At 65.0% G+C, this 20211-nt stretch carries 14 protein-coding genes; 5 read left to right on the top strand and 9 right to left on the bottom strand.

Annotated elements, in window-relative coordinates:
- Positions 1-28 precede the first annotated feature (28 nt).
- Together ACZZZQ_RS06370 and ACZZZQ_RS06365 are read right to left on the bottom strand one after the other, a co-directional pair.
- Positions 29-1114 carry a DNA cytosine methyltransferase gene (locus tag ACZZZQ_RS06370; RefSeq protein ID WP_463507148.1) on the bottom strand — a complete coding sequence of 362 codons (1086 nt, stop codon included), beginning with the start codon at positions 1112-1114 and terminating at the stop codon, positions 29-31.
- 10 nt (positions 1115-1124) lie between these two features.
- On the bottom strand, positions 1125-3422 hold the full coding sequence (locus ACZZZQ_RS06365; protein ID WP_463507147.1) for an ATP-binding protein: 2298 nt from the start codon (positions 3420-3422) through the stop codon (positions 1125-1127).
- 111 nt (positions 3423-3533) lie between these two features.
- Here ACZZZQ_RS06365 and ACZZZQ_RS06360 point away from each other — a divergent pair, with 111 nt between their 5' ends.
- The 3 genes from ACZZZQ_RS06360 (at position 3534) to ACZZZQ_RS06350 (ending at position 8430) form a co-directional block, all read left to right on the top strand.
- A complete protein-coding gene (locus ACZZZQ_RS06360; RefSeq protein WP_463507146.1) occupies positions 3534-4523 on the top strand; it encodes a PD-(D/E)XK motif protein in 990 nt (329 codons plus the stop codon).
- Positions 4504-7473, top strand: coding sequence for a Z1 domain-containing protein (locus ACZZZQ_RS06355; RefSeq protein WP_463507145.1), 2970 nt, complete (start codon positions 4504-4506; stop codon positions 7471-7473). Before ACZZZQ_RS06360 ends, ACZZZQ_RS06355 begins: the two co-directional genes overlap by 20 nt.
- A 378-nt stretch (positions 7474-7851) precedes the next feature.
- On the top strand, positions 7852-8430 hold the full coding sequence (locus ACZZZQ_RS06350; RefSeq protein WP_463507144.1) for a hypothetical protein: 579 nt from the start codon (positions 7852-7854) through the stop codon (positions 8428-8430).
- Between the two features lie 316 nt (positions 8431-8746).
- Here the strand turns inward: ACZZZQ_RS06350 and ACZZZQ_RS06345 are convergent, their stop codons facing one another.
- From ACZZZQ_RS06345 to ACZZZQ_RS06315, 7 genes are all read right to left on the bottom strand, one after another.
- Positions 8747-9637 carry a metallophosphoesterase gene (locus ACZZZQ_RS06345; RefSeq protein WP_463507143.1) on the bottom strand — a complete coding sequence of 297 codons (891 nt, stop codon included), beginning with the start codon at positions 9635-9637 and terminating at the stop codon, positions 8747-8749.
- Between the two features lie 40 nt (positions 9638-9677).
- Positions 9678-10712 carry a LacI family DNA-binding transcriptional regulator gene (locus ACZZZQ_RS06340; RefSeq protein ID WP_463507142.1) on the bottom strand — a complete coding sequence of 345 codons (1035 nt, stop codon included), beginning with the start codon at positions 10710-10712 and terminating at the stop codon, positions 9678-9680.
- Positions 10709-12502 (bottom strand): ABC transporter permease, encoded by a 1794-nt coding sequence (locus tag ACZZZQ_RS06335; protein ID WP_463507141.1) that lies wholly within the window; start codon positions 12500-12502, stop codon positions 10709-10711. Before ACZZZQ_RS06335 ends, ACZZZQ_RS06340 begins: the two co-directional genes overlap by 4 nt.
- Before the next feature lie 82 nt (positions 12503-12584).
- Positions 12585-13601, bottom strand: a complete 1017-nt coding sequence (locus tag ACZZZQ_RS06330; RefSeq protein WP_285363690.1) for an ABC transporter ATP-binding protein — start codon at positions 13599-13601, stop codon at positions 12585-12587.
- Positions 13602-13647: 46 nt separating this feature from the next.
- Positions 13648-14724, bottom strand: a complete 1077-nt coding sequence (locus tag ACZZZQ_RS06325) for an extracellular solute-binding protein (RefSeq protein WP_053098430.1) — start codon at positions 14722-14724, stop codon at positions 13648-13650.
- Positions 14725-15013: 289 nt separating this feature from the next.
- Positions 15014-16720 carry a dipeptide ABC transporter ATP-binding protein gene (locus tag ACZZZQ_RS06320; protein ID WP_463507140.1) on the bottom strand — a complete coding sequence of 569 codons (1707 nt, stop codon included), beginning with the start codon at positions 16718-16720 and terminating at the stop codon, positions 15014-15016.
- Between the two features lie 124 nt (positions 16721-16844).
- Positions 16845-17753 carry a LysR family transcriptional regulator gene (locus tag ACZZZQ_RS06315; protein ID WP_053098431.1) on the bottom strand — a complete coding sequence of 303 codons (909 nt, stop codon included), beginning with the start codon at positions 17751-17753 and terminating at the stop codon, positions 16845-16847.
- A gap of 132 nt (positions 17754-17885) precedes the next feature.
- On the opposite strand from ACZZZQ_RS06315, the gene ACZZZQ_RS06310 reads away from it, so the two are divergent.
- Positions 17886-19199, top strand: a complete 1314-nt coding sequence (locus ACZZZQ_RS06310; RefSeq protein WP_463507139.1) for a glucarate dehydratase family protein — start codon at positions 17886-17888, stop codon at positions 19197-19199.
- A complete protein-coding gene (locus tag ACZZZQ_RS06305; RefSeq protein ID WP_463507138.1) occupies positions 19196-20176 on the top strand; it encodes a 2-hydroxyacid dehydrogenase in 981 nt (326 codons plus the stop codon). The genes ACZZZQ_RS06310 and ACZZZQ_RS06305 overlap by 4 nt, the downstream gene beginning before the upstream one ends.
- Positions 20177-20211 lie beyond the last annotated feature (35 nt).

The following is a 20211-nucleotide window of genomic DNA, read 5'->3' as shown; positions in this document are numbered from 1 at the left end:
AGTTTGGCGTTCCGCGGCGACCCATTCATCAATCAGTGAACTGCGCAACGAGCTGACGTGCGATTGCCGCTCCCAGCGGGATGGGAACGGCGTTTCCGATTTGCTTGGCGATTGCGGTCTTCGAGCCCACAAACTTGTGGGTCTCGGGAAAACCCTGCAGGCGGGCCGCCTCGTAATGAGTGATCGCGCGGTTCGCAACCGGGTGCAGGTAGCGTCCCTTCTCCGGTTTGAAGAACTCCGTCCGGATGGTCACAGAAGGTCGGTCCCAATGCAGACGGCCCATGACGTCCCCCGAACCGGATTTGTGCTTCACCCAGCAGGGAGCGAGCAAGTGTTCGGGCAGATCAAATCGATTACCGCCAGCTGGAATAGCTACGAAGCGGTCCTTTGAGAGTTTCGCGTAGTTACGACCCAGATGAAGCTGCGAAGGGACGTATGCGCCCTCGAAGACCCTTCCCCCCATCTCAACGCCATCACTCGACGGAAGGTTCACACCGGTCGTCTCGGCCGGAATGCCCTTGAACGCTTCTCGCACAGTTGCATAAGCTTCGGGTGTTCGGATTGGCGAAGGAAATCCCGGGAACTCAAGGTCGCGCAGGTGTCCGATGATGACCGATCGCTTGCGCGCTTGTGGTGCACCAAAGTCGGCCGAGTTCAGAACTCGGTACTGGAATGCGTAATCCTCCAGTTCGCCTCCCAGGGCCGTAGCGGCAACGAAATCTTCGTACTGAGACGACGCCGCGAACTGGGGTACGTTCTCAACCACGAAGTAGCGCGGCTTGGCGCGCACGACGGTTTGGGCGTACTCCCTCCAGAGGAAGTTCCTCCTGTCCTGAACATCTTGCTTACCCAGCGCCGAGAAGCCCTGGCAGGGAGGGCCGCCTACGACAACGTCGACCTCGGGCACGTCTTCGGATTCGAGCCAATCCTGAATTGAACCCGCGTAGACGACGTTCTTGCCGAACGTAGCTTCATACGAAGCCGCAGCGGCTCGATCCAGCTCAACTGCACGAACTGAGCGGAAACGTCTCGAGGCCGTTCGGAAACCAGCCGTGAGTCCACCCGCCCCGGCGAAGAGGTCAAGCACTCGGATCTGATTCTTGGTGGGCGGCATTCTAGTCATGCTAGCCGGCATCGCCATCTGAGGGACTTAAGCTGGCTGGCGTGCCGGTCGAAGCGACGAGCGCCCGATCGATCTGACGGATCAATCCGCGTGGCACCTCGACGGGGTGTTTAGGACTCGACAGGAGCTGCCAGCCGATCGCAAATGGCGTCCGCATCAAGCGGTCGGCGATCCGACGGACTGATGCGCCACCTCGATACATCTCGAGGATCTTTTCGCGATCCTGCGGAGTGTAGGGCTGTCCATGCATCGCGGCCAGGTTCTCGTCGTCCACATCGGCGCCTTCGAGATCGAGGAGAAGCGCACAGAGTCTCATCGCGACAGCGTGGGGCTCGGCGCCAATCGTGCTGGCGATCGCGTCGATTTCAAGTCCCGACCGATAGAGAACGACTATCTCGCGATCCCCGGGTTTCGCGTGTACTGGTGCGGGTACGGACCCTTTCTGGCGCGTGGCAAGCGAGACCAACTCCGATATTGGCTCCGACTCCATCTCTATTGCCGGTTCGCCCTCTATCGCCCGTTGGTCGGATGGCGCGACGAACGCATCCATGTCATGGCGCGGGTCTGCCGAGCGATCCGCATTCTTCCCTTCCACAAGCGGCACATCGGCCGGCTGTGTTGCCCTGACGGCCAGCTCGATCTCCAGCTGCTCGGGCGCAAAGTCGGAGTGGAGAACAGAGTCGTCGCGACCGGGCTCCGAGCCCGTACCCCGTTGCCCAAGGTGAGCCCACCGCAGCTGCACGGACGGCGGCGACGGCATCGGGCCGACGGAGGTCCTTGATGCTGGGATCGCGAGTTCTGCATCCCAGTTGGCGAGCGGATCGTACGCATCATCGCCAAGTTGGGCCAGCATGGCCGCAGTCGCGACCTTCTGCCATGCGGCGATCTGCGCCTTCGTGCTATCCCTTAACCAGTCCCTGGTGAAGTAGTTCTCTAGGAGGAGGTATACGAGTGTCGGAACGAGTGCGACTTCGTCTCCGCCGAGCGCCGCACGGTAGCCGAGATTGAACGCGATGCGACGCTGTTCGAGCTGCATCTCGAAGAGCTGGTCCTCTCCGAGCATCTCCCACTCGACGCAGATCGCATCTCCGGCGCGCTCGCCAAGTTCCTCGCGGACTGTTTCAATGACGCGCTCCGGAATACCCACTCCAAGCGGTACGACCGGCTTAACTGCGGATGTGCGCACGTTCGACGCTCGGAGAACCTCTCGCGCATGCAACCGAAATGCGTCGAGTGTCAACCCTGCCTGATTGGTGGCCGCTTCGAGCGCGGCGCTGAACTCCTGGGTGGGTGTAACACCGCTCTTCTCATGGCGGAGACGCAGATGGCGCTCGAGAGGACTATTCAAGTCAATGCGCACACGCGCGAGTCGCAGCCGCTTGTCGTCGGGGCGGACGTCGAGCCATCCTCCAGCCTGCAGCAACCGGTCGTGGCGGTAGATGTAGAGCCCTTGCCATTCCACCGGGTTGCGACCAAGAAGCCACGCCGATGGTGAATCCGACCGAGGGGGAAGAATGAAGCACTCAGCCTCGAGGCGTGCCCCGTCCGTCGTCGACGCGCCGATCACTGCGGGATATCCGTTCATTCCCGAGATGGCGAACTGGAACGGGTCTCGCGGCTCGACAATTCGAGGAGGTCCGGCGGTCCCAGCCCTTCGGTCCCAAGTGTCAATCATCAGACGGATGCCTCGAAGTTGAATCAGACGATGAAAAGTAAGGCCGAGCGAGTGCGACAGCCCGGTGATCGTCCTGTCTAGCCAGCTTCGTCGCTCCGACGCGAGCTGCGAGTGGCTGATGGCCTCGAGACCAGACCATTCGACGACGGTTCCAGTCGACAGTGGTCCGCGGGCGTCCCACGAATAGCCGAGCTCGGCGGCGCCCTGGTCAAGCACGTGGCCTGTGAACGATCCGCGGGTTATGCGCATCGCGCACGGTGGGCCTTCGGCGCTCCTGGTAAAGACGGTGAGTGTTATCGCCTGGCTCAGGGACGCGGCCTTGAGCCCTATCCCGAAGTGCCCAAGGGCTTCTTCTCCGTACTGGCTTCGCTTTCCGAGCGTCATCGCGTCGAGCAGCTTCTGGGGTGTCATACCGGAACCGTCGTCACGAATACGGATTGCGACGAGCCGATCATCCTCCACGACGAACCGGACGACTATTCGTTCGGCGTTGTGATCCAACGAGTTGTCGATGATGTCAGCGGCCGCAGTGGCCAGGGTGTGGCCGCGGCCGATCGCGTCGGTGATGCTCTCGTCGGGGACGAGTTGGACGGTCTGCGCTGCGTCGCTGGCGGTATCCCCCATGATGCGCGATCTTATCGCTGGTGGCGGACGTTCTTGCGGCATCGCCATGCCACGGAGCCGCGCGCAGTTGTGATCGGTTAGGTTGGCAGACGTGCCACTAAGGAGTACCCGATGGTAGATGAAGCGGTCAACCTCAGCCCGGACTCGCTCGAAGAGTACTTCCGCCTGGGCGTCGTGTCGGTCTTTCAACTCAGCCGCGAGGTCGATGCGCGGCTGGAGGTGGATCCCCTAAGTGATCAACTTCGGCTCTTCGTGCCCGCGAAGGGCAACCCGCCTGAGGTGACCAATCTGGAGCGCGTGCGGGTCGACGTTGTCGAGGGCCCCGAACAATTCAGACGGTTTCGTATGGTTTTCGATGCGCGTGGAATGCATTACGCGGCGTATCAACTAGTCGAGTCAGTTGTGGCCAACCTAAGGGAAGGATCTTCATTCGAGCACGCGGTTCTCGCGTCAATCGCGGACATGAAGGATCTTCTTGCGCGTCGAGGTCGCCTGACTGATCAAGAGGAAACTGGCCTGTGGGGCGAGCTACTCGTCTTGGAACACATCATCGGCCGAGCAGGTGAAGAAGCTGCGCTCGAGTCGTGGCTTGGTGCTGCCGCATCCGAGCACGACTTCTCTTTTCCACGTTTCGAGGCAGAGGTGAAGACGACTCGCGCCGAAAGTCGGACACACCTCATCCGGGGGGACTTGCAGCTCCAAGTGTCTCCCCACAGACCCCTCTTCTTGATATCGATACAGGCCACACTTGCGGGCGCTGGCAGCACGGGGCGGACGCTGTCGCAGATGATCGTAGACATCCGTGGTCGACTTCGGACGCGTGTTGCCCACTTCGATGCCGCACTACACGCGCTCGGTTATCGTGAAGCTGACGCGGACCTGTACGACACCAAGCTTCAGCTGCGGAGCAATCCGAGAGCGTACGCGATTGACGCGGACTTTCCGGCCATACAAATGTGGCGTCTTGGCGAAGTTGTTCCGAACTCGCATCTAGTTTCTGATCTCCGTTATCGCGTCGACGTGGGGAATCTATTGTTCCGGGACGTCCCGCCGCCGCTCAACGACTTCTGTGAGGGACTCAGTGAATCAGCAGCAACTTAACGAAGCGATCGAGAGCGCCATTTTCGCTATGCGGGGGTCAAGGCCCCGGGGCCTTCGTCGAGCCGTCGCCTTCCAACTCGACGACGAGCATGAGATCGATCTCGATGAGGACACGATCGTTCAGGAACTCATTAAGCCCGACCTCAACCACGGCCCCCGCAAAGCGTTGCATAAGGCTCTCACCATCTGGGACGCAACGAGGGATCCCTCGTGGGGCACGGACACAGCAAGCAGATCGCCCGGACGGCGCGAGCACGTTTACGACGCGTTGAGGTTGTCCCAGCAGGCCCGCGATCTGCTCACCGCGACTTTTCCGATCGCTGTCGGACGCGACGTCGTCCTAGCCGCACCCGCGCCGTGGGATCCCTGGTACACGCCTCAGCGACAGGCTGAACACAACTTCTATTGGAACGCCTACCAGAGCGTCCTCGAGAGCAAGATCCCTGCCTGGGATGCGGAAGCGCTGGCGAATCTTGACGCGGCCACGACCGACATTATCGGCCGGCTCGCCGACCCGACCCGCGCCAAGTCCTACCAAACCAAAGGGCTTGTGGTCGGATACGTCCAGAGCGGCAAGACGGCCAACTTCACGGGGATCATCGCCAAAGCAATCGATGCTGGATACCGCTTGATCATCGTCCTTACCGGGACGGTCGAGCTTCTGCGTGGTCAGACCCAGCGACGACTCGACATGGAACTTGTAGGCGAAGAAAACATCCTCGGCGGCAGGGACCGGAATGACCCAGATGCAATCAAGGATCTCGACTACTTCGGTACGGGCGACTCCGATCTCGACGCTGGAAAATTCCTCCGCCACGGCATCGACATCAACAGAAACCGCGACGTGCCCGGAATTACTCGGCTCACGACGATGGAGAAGGGATATCGTCGCCTGCGGTTGGGGCTCGATGCTCTGGACTTCGCTCGTACCGGTGAGCTCCATAATCCGGCCAAGCCGGTCTACGACCCGGAGAATCTTTTCGGCGTCGACGCGCGCATTGCCGTGATGCTGAAAAACACCTCCGCGTTGAAGGCCATCATTCGCGACCTGCAGGATATTCAAGCCAGCATGACCGAGATACCCGTACTCATAATCGACGACGAGGCCGATCAAGCGTCAATCAACACGCGGGATACCTACAATCCGAACTCGAGCGGCTATCGGGAACGCACAGCCATTAACAAGCTCATCGGCGAGCTCCTGAGGAAATTGCCGAGGGCCCAATACCTCGCCTACACGGCCACGCCATATGCGAACGTTTTCGCTTCGCCAGCAGACGCAACGGATGTCTTTCCGAGGGACTTTATTATTAATCTGGAGCCGTCACCTGCGTATTTGGGCGCAAAGGCTTTTCATGACCTGGAACAACTCCCGGATGGAATCGAAAAATCGCCAGCGAACTCCAACGAGAAGGCCTACGTCCGAGACCTGCGCGCCGACAACGATCGCGACGAGGAGTTCGAGCTCCGCGGAGCTCTCGACGCCTTTGTTCTTTCCGGCGCCATCAAGAAATGGCGCAGGTCTCAAGGCCTCGCTGGCGACTTCAGGCATCACACGATGCTCGTGCACTCTTCGTCTCGTCAAGCGGATCATCTCTTGCTCGCGCAAATGGTTAGAGACGTGTGGGCGGCAGCGGGGTACTCTTTGCCCGACGGTGTTGCACGTTTGAAGACCCTCTTCGAAGCAGATTTTCTGCTTGTCACAAGTTCTCGCCACTGGAACGGATCGAACGGGCTGCCTGCCGACTTCGACGACCTCCTCCCATATGTCGGATCGACAGTCAATGACGTAATGGCCACCGGTGATCCGGTCGTAATAGTCAACGGGTCCAGAGATAGCGAGTATCGCGCCATGGACTTCCAGACTGGGCCCTATTGGCGTGTAATGGTCGGCGGCACGAAGCTCAGCCGCGGCTTCACGGTAGAGGGCCTCACTGTGAGCTACTTCCGGAGACGAGCTACTGCCGCGAGTACGCTGATGCAGATGGGGCGCTGGTTCGGATATCGACCCGGCTACGAGGATCTCGTTCGCCTCTATATCGGCCGCGAGGTGGTCTCCGGGAACGGCGTCTTCGACATGTACGAGGCGTTCTCGTCGATAGTTAAGGACGAAGAAGACTTCCGCGAGCAGATTCGTCAGTACGCAGACATGACGGAGGACGGGCGACCTCTTATCACGCCGAAGGACCTTCCACCCTTCGTGTTCTGGAGCTTGAACTGGCTCCCGCCCGTAGCGGCCAATCAGCGGTACAACGCTCGCTTAACGGCAGCTGGAACAGCAGGAAGGCTTACTGATCTGCGCCGATTCCCTCGACACGCGGGTCCCGCCCACCGAGAACGGCTGGAGCGAGTCGGGACCTGGCTAGAAAGCGCAGCGTCCATCGAGTTGCCCCGCGACAACGGTCGACCTTTTGGCGCCCGCGTAGCGATCATCCCCGCCCTTGAGGTTCTCGACGCACTCCACTCATTCGAGTGGGATGGTGATGTGGGCCCCAGCCTCGGATTCATCGAGAAGGCGGTGAGCGACTTGCAGTTGCTCGATGACTTCGCCGTCATATTCCCGAACGTCGGAGAAGCCGCGACCGTCGAGGGCATCCCACTCAGCTTGGTGCGCCGCCGGTACCGCGAAGACCGAGGAGAGTTCTACACCCGCGACAGTCACCTCGACCCCGCGCTCGTCCACCTCGGCCAGAAGCCGAACCCTGATGGGACCAGCCCGATCACCTTGCTATACGACGAACACACGATTTGGGACCCGAAGGGGCGTCGTGCAGCTCTGCTCGTGGAGTTCGCGAACCTCAATCCGGACCAATCTGTTCCTGACTCGGGTGACGAAGTGGCTCCACTGTTCTCATTCGTTATGCCTGGAAAGACAGCCGCTGCCGCACGGCCAGCGCTCCAAGTCTTCGATCGAGCGCGCCCGAACGCGATCGTCGTGCCAGCCGACTAATCACCAGTCCGGGCTGCCTTCGCCGGATCAACGAAGAACCTGTGGCTGTGCGACGCGCTTCGAGAGATCCGGATCGCCGATCTCGGCCTGCGAGTGATCGCCACGTCGAGCTCGTCCGACCCCACTCGCGGCGGTCGGCGCAGATTGAGCCCAACCGCGCGCGCCTGATCGCGGAGTGGTCCGGGGTGCACGGAGGATCTATGCCGAGCGTAGAGATGTTGCAGCAGTTCGAGAGGGGATGCCGACCCATCATTTCAGAGGGCCGCCGGACTCCGGAAGGCGTTGCTCGCAACAGGAGCGTTGCGCGAGGCGTGAAGAGTTGCAGCGGCATGTGCCGTTGCGGCCTTCAGTCGCTTGCCACCACGGCATGCTGGAGCCATGGAGAGCTTTGTGCAACTCGGTGACGGTCTCGCGATCGTTGAGGAGGTGGGCCGCTTCCGGCGAGGTGAACGGCGGGGCGAAGACGGGCGGATCAGTCTCGATGTCGAGTGGCGCGAGATCAGCCCGTGGGCCCTGGAGAACGGGCTTCTGACGATCATCCCCCTGGCGCGCTCCGACGGGTCGGCCGACGCGAAGCAGAGGATGACGGCGCTCGAGCGATCACTCGAGATGGCGTTCGTGCACTACTTCGGCGGGGGCGGATTCCATGCGGAGTCGCCTCTCGACCCCGACGAAGGGTATGGAGCAAGGCTGAGCCAGAATGCGCGGATTTCGCCTCCGCGCGCTGTGTGGCGGGTCGGCGACTACGCCTTCACGCTCGTGCGTGCCGCGGATCCGCGTGCAGCCGACGCGAGGACGCTCTCGCTGCACATGTTCCCGGTGGAGTGGCGATGGCCCGACCTGACCAACGCGAACACGAAGCGCGCCGCGTCACGACGGCGTCGCGTTGCGAAGCAGATCGAGGAGGTGGAGATCGATTGGACGTGGCCGGCGGACGCCGACACTAACGACAGGTGACAGCGGTGATGAGATCGAAGACGCTCACCCTCGCGGCTGATGGCGTCGTCGTACCAGGCGTTCAGGCGGCGCTTGGCCAGCCGGGAGCGCTCAGCGGCGTGGTACTTGGCGCAGGCTTCCGAGTCCTGAACGTCTCTGCGCCGAAGGCTCATCGGGCACACGGCGTTCACTTTCGAACCACAAGGGGATTCCCAGCGTTAGGGCCCGCGGGGCATCGCCACGCGCGGCCTCAGGATTGCCCGTCTGGTTGGTGCACGGAGTGGCTGCCGTGAACTGATCTAGAGCGTTTCGTCTCGCTCTGCTTCGCCGGGCTCGCTCAACGAACGGGTCGCTCCCGCCAGCTAATACCCCGCCCAGCGATCCGCCGCCCGGCCTCGTCCGCCGCCACAGGTTCCCCGACATCCGCGCCAACCTCGAGCCCGACGACCGAGTGCACGATCGTCCCCTCATACACGTGCACGAGGTTGTACCCCTGCGCAGCATCCTGCCCCCGCGTAGCTCCAACAGGCTGAGCCAGATCCTGCCCGTACGCACTCGAGGATGCGGCCGCCACCGGAATCCCCGCGAACGTCCCGAACGACGGGTGGTGCACGTGCCCCGACAGGATCCCCCGCACATCCGACCCCGCCAGCACCGCAGCCAGTGCCGCCTGCTCGCGCAGCTCCACAGTCACCGCAAGGTCGAGCACCGTCGGCAGTGGCGGGTGATGGATCAGCAGCAGCGAGCCCTCCGGAGCGGGCATGGCCAGCTCGGCCGCCAACCACGAGAGCTGCGCCTCATCGACCCGCCCCCAGTGTTCCCCCGGCACGGTCGAATCCAGCACGATCACCCGCACCCCACCGAACCAACGCACCTCGACCACAGCATCCGAAGCGCCCCCCGAGAGCCCCAATTCCGCCCGCATCGCCCCGCGCTCGTCGTGGTTGCCCATGGCCCACACGACCTCACACCCCAACGCCTCAACCGCAGGCGCCACCAACTCCCGCAACCGCCGATACGACGACGCGTCTCCTCGATCCGCGAGATCCCCCGTGAACAACAGAGCATCAGGGCGAAGCCCCGAAGACACCAACCGCGACAGGACCGAAGCCAGGTTCGCATCAGCATCCGCCCCACTGCCATACAGCGGCGCGCGTTCACCGGGAAGGTGCGTATCGGAGATGTGCACGAAGGTGTGCGATGGGCGAGAGTGCTCGGTGAGGATCATTTCTCTTCCAGTGAGACGACGAACAAGTACAGGACAGAGGTCAGGCGGCTGCGGCGGTCGACCCGGGCACGAGGGTTCCGACGAACGGCTGCCGAACGGTCTCGGAAGAATCCGAGTCAGCATCAGAACTGAGCAACCGCTGCATCGTCTCGACAGCCGCGGCGGCGACGGCCTCGACCGGAATCCGCAGCGTCGTCAGCCCCAGCAGGTCGGCTCCGGGAAGGATGCCATCGCACCCCGTCACGCTCACATCCCCGGGCACAGACAACCCCGCAGCACGCAACGCCCGCATGACCGCGAGCTGCCGATAGTCCGACGCGCACATCACAGCCGTCGCACCATCGCGCACGGCATCCAGCGCCTCATCAACTCCATCGGTCGGCGCAGCCCCCGCTGAAACCAGAGTCACCGAGGCCCCGCCGTCGACCAAAGTCGAAGACATCGCCGATGCTCGCAGATGCTCAGCAAAAGACACATCCTCCGCGCCAGCGAGCACCACCACCCGTCGATGCCCCAACGACAGAACATGCGACGCCAACATCCGCCCATGCGAGGGATCGTCGTAGTGCGCAGTATGAATCCCCTCCGCCGTCTCAACCCGCCCCGCGCGCACGATCGGCACCTGGTCGGCGAACGGCTCGAGCTGCGCGGCCGTGATGCCACCGGTGGCGACGATCAACCCGGCGACGCGCATGCCGAGCAGCCGGTGCAGCGCGTTGACCTGCTCGGCTCCCTGTACGTCGGCGCCGATCGTCACGGTCACGAGGTCGAGGCCGCGCCTGTGCGCCTCGTCCTGCAGCCGCGAGAACAGCAGACCATAGGCCGGGTTGCTCGCGTCGCGCAGCATCAGTCCGACAGTTCCGGTGCGCCCGGCGGCGAGCTCGGCGGCCATCGTGTTGCGCACGTATCCGAGACGCTCGGCCTCGGCGAGGATCCGCTCCTGGGTTTCGGGGGCGAATCGCCCCTCGCCCTTCAGTGCCCTCGTCGCGGTGGCCCGGGAGACCCCGGCGGCCGCCGCGACATCGCTGACCGTGACACGCAGCCCCGGACCATCCGAAGGCGATGCACCACTCACGCGCGAGCCTTCTTGGCCTTGCGGGGCGCTCCGGCGCGCGAACCTCGTCCATACACGAGATACATGGTGACACCCATGATGATCATCAGCAGCACTGTATAGACGAACGTGATCGGCATCGCGTCGAGATTGTTCTCGCCGCGCGTGCTCTCCTGAATCGCCACACCGAGCGGCTTGAACAGCGGGTGGTAGAGGAAGATCGCCGCGTCGTAGTCGTCGAGCAGGCTGTTGAAGTTCAGCGCCGTGATCGCCGCGGCCGTCGGCAGCACCAGCGGCACCAGCACCTTGCGGAACGTCGTCAGCGACTTCGCTCCGAGGATGCGAGAGGCGTCTTCGAGCGAATCGGGCACCGACGCGAACCCGGCCTTGAGCAGGCGCAGCGTGAACGGGATCTTCACGCAGATGTACGCGATGAGCAGCAGGATCGGCGTGCCGGTGAGCACGAAGCCGCCCACGATCGCCCGCGGCTCGTCGAACGCGGTCACCAGGGCGAGTGCGATGAGCACGATCGGCAGGATCCACGGGATGTGCAGCACGTACTCGATCGCGGTGGTCAGCAGGTTGCGGTGCTTCTGCAGCATCCGCGCCACGAACAGCAGACCGCCGACCACGACGATCGAGGCGACGGCGCTGTAGACGACGCTGACGATGAACGGACGGATCGCCTCGGCGCTCGAGAACACGGTGACGTAGTTGTCGAGCGTGAAGCTGTCGAGGGTGATCGACCCGGCGAGGATGCTGCGCGCATCGACGAACGAGAAGATCACGATGAGCACGACGGGGATCAGGTAGATCACCCACAGCAGGTAGGCGATGACGTGCACGACAACGTTCGCGAACGGGTTGCGGATCCTCTGCTTCTGGATCGGCGTCGCCACCTTCGCGACCGAGAAGTACACACCCGACTTCTCGAAGCGGTTCATGATCGCGAGCAGGATGATCGTCGCGATGCCGAGCACGATCGCGAGCAGAGCAGCGATGTCACGCGTGATGGGGCTGCGCGAGAGGTCGATGATCAGAGGCGCGACGGTCTGGAAGTCGGGCCCGCCGAGCACGAGCGGAGCCGTCAGCGCACCGAGCCCGATGAGGAAGGTGAGCACCGTGACGGCGAACAGCATGGGCTTCATCACCGGCAGCACGATGCGGCGGAGGATCGTCCAGGTCGAGGCGCCCATCAGCTTCGCCGCCTCGATCGACGCGTAGTCGACCTTGCCGAGGGATGACGAGAGGAACAGCATGTGGTTCGTCGTGGTCGCGAACGTCATCACGAAGACGACGGCGAAGTATCCCGAGAACCAGTCGCGGTCCATGTCGGGCCACCAGTTGACCATCATGTTCGTGAAGAACCCGAACCGGCCGTAGATGAAGTTGTATCCGGCGGCCAGCACGATGCCGCCGTAGATCAGGGTCGTGGCATAGCCGAGCCAGAGGATCCTCGCTCCGCGCACCTGGAAGTACTTCGTCACCAGCACGATGAACACACCGACCACATTGACCGTGATCGACAGGGTGACCGCCAGCAGGAAGCTGTTGCCGAGCGTCTTCAGCGCACGCTCGCTGCCGAACAGCTTCTCGACGGCACGGATGCTGAACTGCCCGTCGGGAAAGAAGGTGACGCCGAGCAGGGCCGCGTTGGGAAGTACGAGGAACGCCGCGGCGAACCAGATCACGATGATGCCCGTGATCCACGCGAGGGGCGAGCGCAGCATCGCCTTCACGCTGCCGGGGCGCCCTCTCTTGTTGAGCCGCGGTCCCGCCGTCTGACCCTCGACGACAGCTTCGGTCGTCAAGGAGCCGGCTTCTCCGGTCACGGCCGCTGAGGGCGGGACCGCGGGGTGTGAGGGGTTCTGGGGGTTCCGAGCGTCCGACATGTCACGCCGCCGGATACTGCAGGATCCAGCGCGGATCGACGTCGACGCGCACCGCGTCGCCGGGGTTCCACTGGCGCGCGCTCGCCGCGGCGGGAACGCTGACGCGCAGCGCAGCATCCTCCGCCGTCACCGTGTAGACGCTGTGGCTGCCGTGGTACGTGCGATCGACGATGGTGCCGGCGAGCGACGCGGATGCCGTCGAGCTGTCGCCCACCTCGGCGAGGTGCAGCTTCTCGGGCCGCACGTAGCTCTCGGCCGTGGCGTCGAGTCCGCCGCCGAGGCTCGTGATCTGCGCCGGGCTGAGACGGTTGTTCTCGCCGATGAAGCGGCACACGAACGGCGTCGCGCTGCGGTCGTAGATCTCCTCGGGGGTGCCCACCTGCTGCAGGGTTCCGGCGTCGAGCACGGCGATGCGGTCACTGAGGGTGAGTGCCTCTTCTTGGTCGTGCGTCACGTAGACCGTGGTCACACCGACCTCGTGCTGCAGGTCTTTCAGCTGCTCGCGCAGCTGCACGCGCAGCTTCGCGTCGAGGTTCGACAGCGGCTCATCGAGCAAGAGGATGCTGGGGGTCAGCGCGAGCGCGCGGGCGATGGCCACACGCTGCTGCTGCCCGCCCGAGAGCTCTGAGACGTTCTTCTCGAGCTGCGACGGCGCGAGGCCCGTGCGGTCGGCGATCTCGTCGACGCGGCGGCGCTGCTCGGCCTTCGACGTCTTCTGGATCGACAGCCCGAACGCGATGTTCTCGCGCACGTTCATGCTGGGGAAGAGGGCGTAGTTCTGGAACACCATCCCCACGCCGCGCTTCTCACTGGGCACGCGAGTGACGTCACGGCCGTTGATGTGGATGCGACCGCCCGTCGGCTCGACGAACCCGGCGAGTGTGCGGAGGGCGGTGGTCTTGCCGCATCCCGACGGACCCAGGAGGGTGAAGAACTCACCCTCCTGGATCTCCAGATCGAGGTGCGAGACCGCGCGGTGATCGCCGAACGCGACCTCGACATCTTCGAAACGGATCATGGTGTCTTTCCGACTAGTGCGAGAGGAGGGGTGGTGTCGTGCGGGATCAGCCGATGTACTCCAGCGTGACCTTCTCGACCCAGGCACCGAGGTTCTCGCTCACGAAGCCGAAGTCGATGTCCTGACGGTCGAGGGTGCCCATGAGCTCGACGACCTCGGGGTTGGCCTGCTCGACCGCACCCTCGTTGACGGGCATCGAGTTGAACTCGGCCGCGAACTCGCCCTGCACCTCGGCGCTGCCGAACCAGTCGATGAACTCCTGGGCCTTCTCCTCGTTGCCGGTGCCGTTGATCTGCGCGATCTGCTCGGTGACATACGGCACGCCGTAGTCGGGCACGATCATGCCGGTCTTCGTGCCGTACTCCTCGTCGCGCGCCGCGATGCCGCTCGAGGGCAGCACGCCGTAGTCGATCTCGCCACGCGTGATGCGGGCGTAGAGGTCGGTGCCCTCGACGGCAGGCGATCCGTTGGCGTAGTACGACTTCACCAGGTCCCAGCCCTCGTCGCTGACGCCGAGGTCGCCGTCCTCGTCGAGGTGACGCGACAGGATGCTGGCGAGCACGAGCTGCGGGGTGGCCTGGCCGAGCGCCGGGTTGACCTCGTAGCGGCCCGCGTACTCCTCGTCGGTCCAGAGGTCCTCCTCGTCGGAGGGGGCGTCGGTGATGGTGTTCTCGTCGTAGACCGTGACGATGGCCTGCTCGACGAGCGGCCAGAACGCTCCGTCAGCGGGGTCGCCCGCATCGGCCGGGACCTCGCCGCTCCACTCGGGCTCGTAGGCGGTGATCGCCTCTTCGGCCTTGAGCTGCTCGAAGAACATGTTGTTCAGACCGAACACCACGTCGCCGACGGGGTTGTTCTTCTCGGCGATGATGCGGTTGGTGAGGTCGGCGCCGCCGAGACCCACGATCTCGATGTCGATACCGGCATCCGCGGCCTTCTCGGTGATCCACTCGCCACGGCCGTCGCTGTTCGAGTTCGTGTAGACGATGAGGGTCGCATCCGACCCGCCGTCGCTCGAACCGCCGTCGGACTCGGTGCTGCCACCTGCACAGCCGGTCAGGGTCACGGCCGCCACCGCAGCGATTCCCAGGAGAGACCAGCGCTTCTTTCGGATGTCGACCATGGTCGCCTTTCTCGTCATCGAGGTATGTCTGATCCGACTTTACCGCGATGTTGTGGTTTATGTACAACGATCTGTCTGATTCTTAGCCGCGTTCGCGCGACCGCACTCAAGATAGGCGTCCGAGGTGAACGCACGGGGAGTGGGAAGTGAACTGTCGACGCTGTGCCTCGCCTGACGCCTGACGCCTGACGCCTGACGCCTGTGCGGTGGGTGGTCAGTAATGCACCGGAAGTGGCCGTGAGGGGTGCGAAAGTGGCCACTCACGCGCGGTCGAACCGAGGGCGACGCGTCAGGCGGAGAACGCCGGAACTGCCTCGATCAGCATCCGCGTGTACTCCTCTTGCGGAGCCGTGAAGATCTGCGCGGCATCGCCGCACTCCACGAGCTTGCCGTGCTTGAGCACGGCGACGCGGTCGGCGGTCTCGGCGACGACACCGAGGTCGTGCGTGATGAAGAGGTAGCTCAGTTCGCGCTCGCGCTGCAGTTCGTCGAGCAGTGCCAGGATCTGCGCCTGCACCGACACGTCGAGCGCCGAGACGGCCTCGTCGAGCACGAGGAACTCCGGGTCGAGCGCGAGAGCGCGGGCGATGGCCACGCGCTGCCGCTGGCCGCCCGACAGCTCGTCGGGGAACCGACCCAGCATCCCGTCGGGAAGAGCGACCTGCTCCGACAGCTCGACGGCGCGCTTCGACCGCGACGACCGGTCGCCCTCGCCGAACGACAGCAGCGGCTCGGTGATGAGCTGCTCGATCGTCATGCGCGGATTCAGGGAGTCGAACGGGCTCTGGTAGACCATCTGGAACCGCCGCCGCAGCTGACGCAGCTTCTCGCCCTTGAGGTGGGTGATGTCTTCGCCGGCGAACGAGATGGATCCCGAGGTCGGCTCCTCCAGCCGCAGCACGAGTCGCGCGAGCGTGCTCTTGCCCGACCCCGACTCGCCCACGACGGCGAGCGTCTCGCCGCGCCGCACCTCGAGAGAGACGGCGTCGACCGCGGTCAGCGAGCGGCGCTCGCCCTCGCCCTTGGGCAGCGGGAAGACCTTGGTGAGCTCGGAGACCCGCACGATCGGCTCGCCGCCGAACTCGATGCGGGCCTGGGTGGATGCCGTCCGCCGCTCATGTGCGCTCAGCCGCGGTGCGGCGGCGATGAGCTTGCGCGTGTATTCGTGCGTCGGCGCGGTCATCACCTGCGCCGCCGGACCGGAGTCCACGATCTCGCCCTGCTTCATGACGACGACCCGGTCGGCCCGCTCGGCCGCCATGCCCAGGTCGTGGGTGATGAGCAGGATCGCGGTGCCCAGCTCCTGCGTGAGGTTCGCGAGGTGGTCGAGGATCTGCTTCTGCACGGTGACGTCGAGGGCGCTCGTCGGCTCGTCGGCGATGATCAGGCTCGGCTGCGCGGCCAGCGCCCCCGCGATCAGCGCACGCTGCTTCATGCCACCCGAGAACTGGTGCGGATACTGCTTCGCCCGCTCGGCCGGATACGTCAGACCCGCCATCTCGAGCAGCTCGACCGCACGATCATTCGCGTCGTGCTTGGTCGCGAGTCCGTGCACGAGCAACGGCTCCGCCACCTGCACGCCCACGCGTCGCACCGGGTTGAGAGAGAGTGCGGGGTCCTGGGGGACCAGTCCGATCAGACGGCCCCGGATGCTGCGCCAGCGGCGCTCGCTCAGCGGGATCAGGTCTTCGCCGTCGAACTCGATGCGCCCGCCGGTGACCTCGGCGTTCGGCGCGAGGAGGTTCATGATCGACTGCGCGACCGTGCTCTTACCGGATCCGGACTCGCCGACGATCGCGACCACTTCACCGCGGCCCACGCTGAGGTTCACTCCGCGGACCGCATCGACCTCGCGGTCGCCGATCCGATAGGCGACGCGCAGATCCTCGACGCGCAGGATGTCGTCACGCGCGGCGGGTCGACCGCCGGGTGTCGGTTTCACGGCCTCACCGAGTCGGGCGGACTCATCGGCGGTCGCGGCGATGTCCTTCGGCATGCGTCCTCCTCGTCGAGCACGGGTCGTGTCATCAGCACTGATCATCTTCTCGTTCACGCTAGGCGTGGGGATTCATCCCGATCAAGCACTACATCGGCATTGGGCAATGCGCCCACTGCATAGATCAGTCGTCGTGATCCACGTCGTCGATCAGATTCAGCAGACGCTCGACGAGGGGATTGTGCGATTCGGAGTTCCACGCGATGTCGAGCTCGACGCTGTTCACCCGCGACGACGGATCGGCCTCGCTGATCGGCAGCAACGTCACGGTGTCGGGAGAGATCCGCTCGGCCGACTGCGGCACGAGCGTGAACCCGATGCCGGCGCTGACCATCGCCAGCAGGGCGGGCACCTGCCCGGCGTACTGCACGATGTGCGGGTGCACCCCGCTCGCCACGAACATCGACAGCAGCAGGTCGTGGAAGTAGCGCGCGCCGCTCGGGGAGTACATGAGCAGCGACTCGTCCTTGAGGTCGATGAGCTTCACGGGCTCGGCGCGCTGCGCCAGTGCCGAGTCGCTGGGGAGCGCCACTGCCAGCCGCTCGCGGTACACCGCACGGCTGCTGATCTGCGGTCGGGCGAGCAGTGGCCGCATCAGGCCGATGTCGACCGTGCCCTTCTCCAACTCCTCCACCTGGTCGAGCGAGACGAGTTCGCGCAGCAGCAGGGTGACGCCGGGCAGCTCGGCCGACGCGCGCCGCAGCAGATCGGGCACCACGGCCTGCCCGGCCATCGCGGTGTAGGCGATCGTGACGGTTCCCGCGGCGCCCTCGCCGACCGAGCGCACGTCCGAGACCGCCTTCGCCGCGAGGTCGATCAGGCGCCGCGCGTTGGGGAGCAGCGCGCGCCCGGCCTGGGTCAGCGCGACGCGACGGCTGGTGCGATCGAACAGTCTCGTCGACAGCTCGCGCTCGAGCTGCTGGATCTGCCGACTGAGCGGCGGCTGCGTCATCTTGAGCCGGGTCGCGGCCGCACCGAAGTGCAGTTCCTCCGCGACGGCGATGAAGCATTCGAGCTGTACCAGCGAGATCATCGATCCACTCCCGACATCAATCAGTGCGAGTTTTGGTTTGTCCGCGCATCTGTCCCCACCATAGTGTCGGAGAAACTCGATGACGCGGAATCCGTCGAAGCGGAGTCCCGGAGTCTCACCAACGGAGGCGTGATGTCCGAAGAGTTCCTGCTGTCTGTCCCGGCTGCCACGCGGTTGTCCGAGAACGCGGTGCGGTCCGTCCGCATCACTCCGGTCGCATTCCACGACCCGCCGCTGCTCAACACCGTCGGAGTGCACGAGCCGCTCGCGCTGCGCGCCATCGTGCAGGTGACCACCGAATCGGGCGTCGTCGGACTCGGTGAGACCTACGGCGACAGCGCGCACCTGCAGCGATTGCGGGTCGCCGCCGACGCCGTGCTCGGCTGCGACGTGTTCGCCACGAACGACTTGCGAGCGCTGGTCGAGCGCAGTGTGGCCGGCGACGGCGTGCAGGGCGGACACGGCATGTCGGGCATGGTCACCGGCACGAGCACCGGCGACCGTGTGCTCTCGCCGTTCGACGTGGCCGCCATCGACATCCGCGGCAAGCTGCTCGGCATGCCCGCCAGTGAGCTGCTGGGCGGACGCGTGCGGGATGCGGTGCCGTTCAGCGGCTACCTCTTCTACAAGTGGGCGGGCCATCCGGGTGAGGCATCCGACGAATGGGGCGAGGCGCTGACGCCGGACGGAATCGTCTCGCAGGCCCGTCGCATCGTCGACACCTACGGCTTCACAGCGCTCAAGCTCAAGGCCGGTGTCCTCGCGCCCGACGACGAGATCGCCGCGATCCTCGCGCTGCGCGAGGAGTTCCCCGACCACCCCCTGCGCATCGATCCGAACGGCGCCTGGACCGTCGAGACCTCGCTGCGGGTCGCCGATGCGCTGAAGGACGTGCTCGAATACCTCGAAGACCCCACCCCGGGTCTCGAGGGCATGGCCGAGGTTCGCCGCCACACCGACCTGCCGCTCGCCACCAACATGTGCGTCGTCGCGTTCTCGCACATCGCGGATGCCGTGCGACTCGGCGCGATCGACATCGTGCTCTCCGACCACCACTTCTGGGGAGGTCTCGAACGATCCCGGCTGCTCGCCGGCGTCGCCGAGACGCTCGGGTGGGGGCTCTCCATGCACTCGAACTCGCACCTCGGCATCAGCCTCGCCGCGATGACCCACCTCGCCGGTGCCACCCCCGGCGTCGGCTACGCGTGCGACACGCACTGGCCGTGGAAGCGCGAGGACGAAGACGTCATCGCCCCCGGCGCCCTGACCTTCAGGGACGGATCGCTGGCAGTGCCGACCGCGCCAGGACTCGGCGTCGAGCTCGACCCCGAGGCGCTCGCGCGGCTGCACAGGCAGTACCTCGACGGCGGCATCCGGGAGCGCGACGACACCGGCTACATGCAGCGCGTCGACCCCGGATACGTGCTCGAGAGCCCCCGCTGGTGAACGCGCCGCTGCGCATCGCGGTCACCGATCCGATCATGTCGGCGTTCGCCGACGATCTGCGCCGCACCGCGCGCCCGCACGAGTGGGTGTTCGCCGACCTCGACGTGCCCGGTTCGACGCGAGAGGCGATCAAGGACGCCGACGTGGTGATCTGCTCGCGGCTCACGGTCGCCGAGATGGCCGGCGCCGATCACGTGCGACTCGTGCATGCGACCGGTGCGGGTGTCGACCGGGTGGAAGACGGTGCCGTGCCCGACGATGTGCCGCTGTGCAACACCGGTCACCACGGCGCCGCGATCGCCGAGCACGTGATCATGACCGCACTCATGCTGCGCCGTCGCGCGATCGACGCCGATGCCGAGATGCGTCGGGGGGAGTGGCGGACGATCGCGACGGCGGGCACCCCGTACCATCGCTCGCTCGCCGGCAGCACCCTCGGACTGGTCGGCTACGGCGAGATCGGCCGCTCCGTCGCCCACCTCGCGAAGGCCTTCGGCATGCGCGTGGTCGCGATGCGTCGGCATCCGGACGCGGGCGGCCCCGGAACCGAACTGCTCGATCAGGTGTACGGCGAGGATCAGCTGCATCCGCTGCTGCGGGAGAGCGATGTCGTCGTCGTCACCGCGCCCCTCACCGAGAGCACGCGAGGGATGATCGATGCGGACGCGCTCGCGCAGCTGAACGCCGACGCTCTGGTAATCAACGTCGCCCGCGGGGCTCTCATCGACGAGGACGCACTGTTCTCGGCCCTCAGCGAGGGACGCATCGGGGGAGCGGCGATCGATGTGTGGTGGGAGGCGCCGCAGGGCGCGCAGGCTCCACCCGTCGTGCAGAGATTCGCCGCGCTCGATCGGGTCGTGCTCACCCCGCACCACTCGGGCCATGCCCGCGAGGTCTTCACGGCGCGGGCAGCCGACATCGCCCGCAACATCGACCTGCTCGACGCGGGCCTCCCGCTGGAGCGTCAGGTGCGCTGAGTCGGCTGGCCGTGGGCGGGTCGCTTCGGCATCGG

It is taken from the genome of Microbacterium sp. AC132, from assembly GCF_979258525.1.
This window is presented reverse-complemented; position numbering and strand designations above follow the sequence as displayed.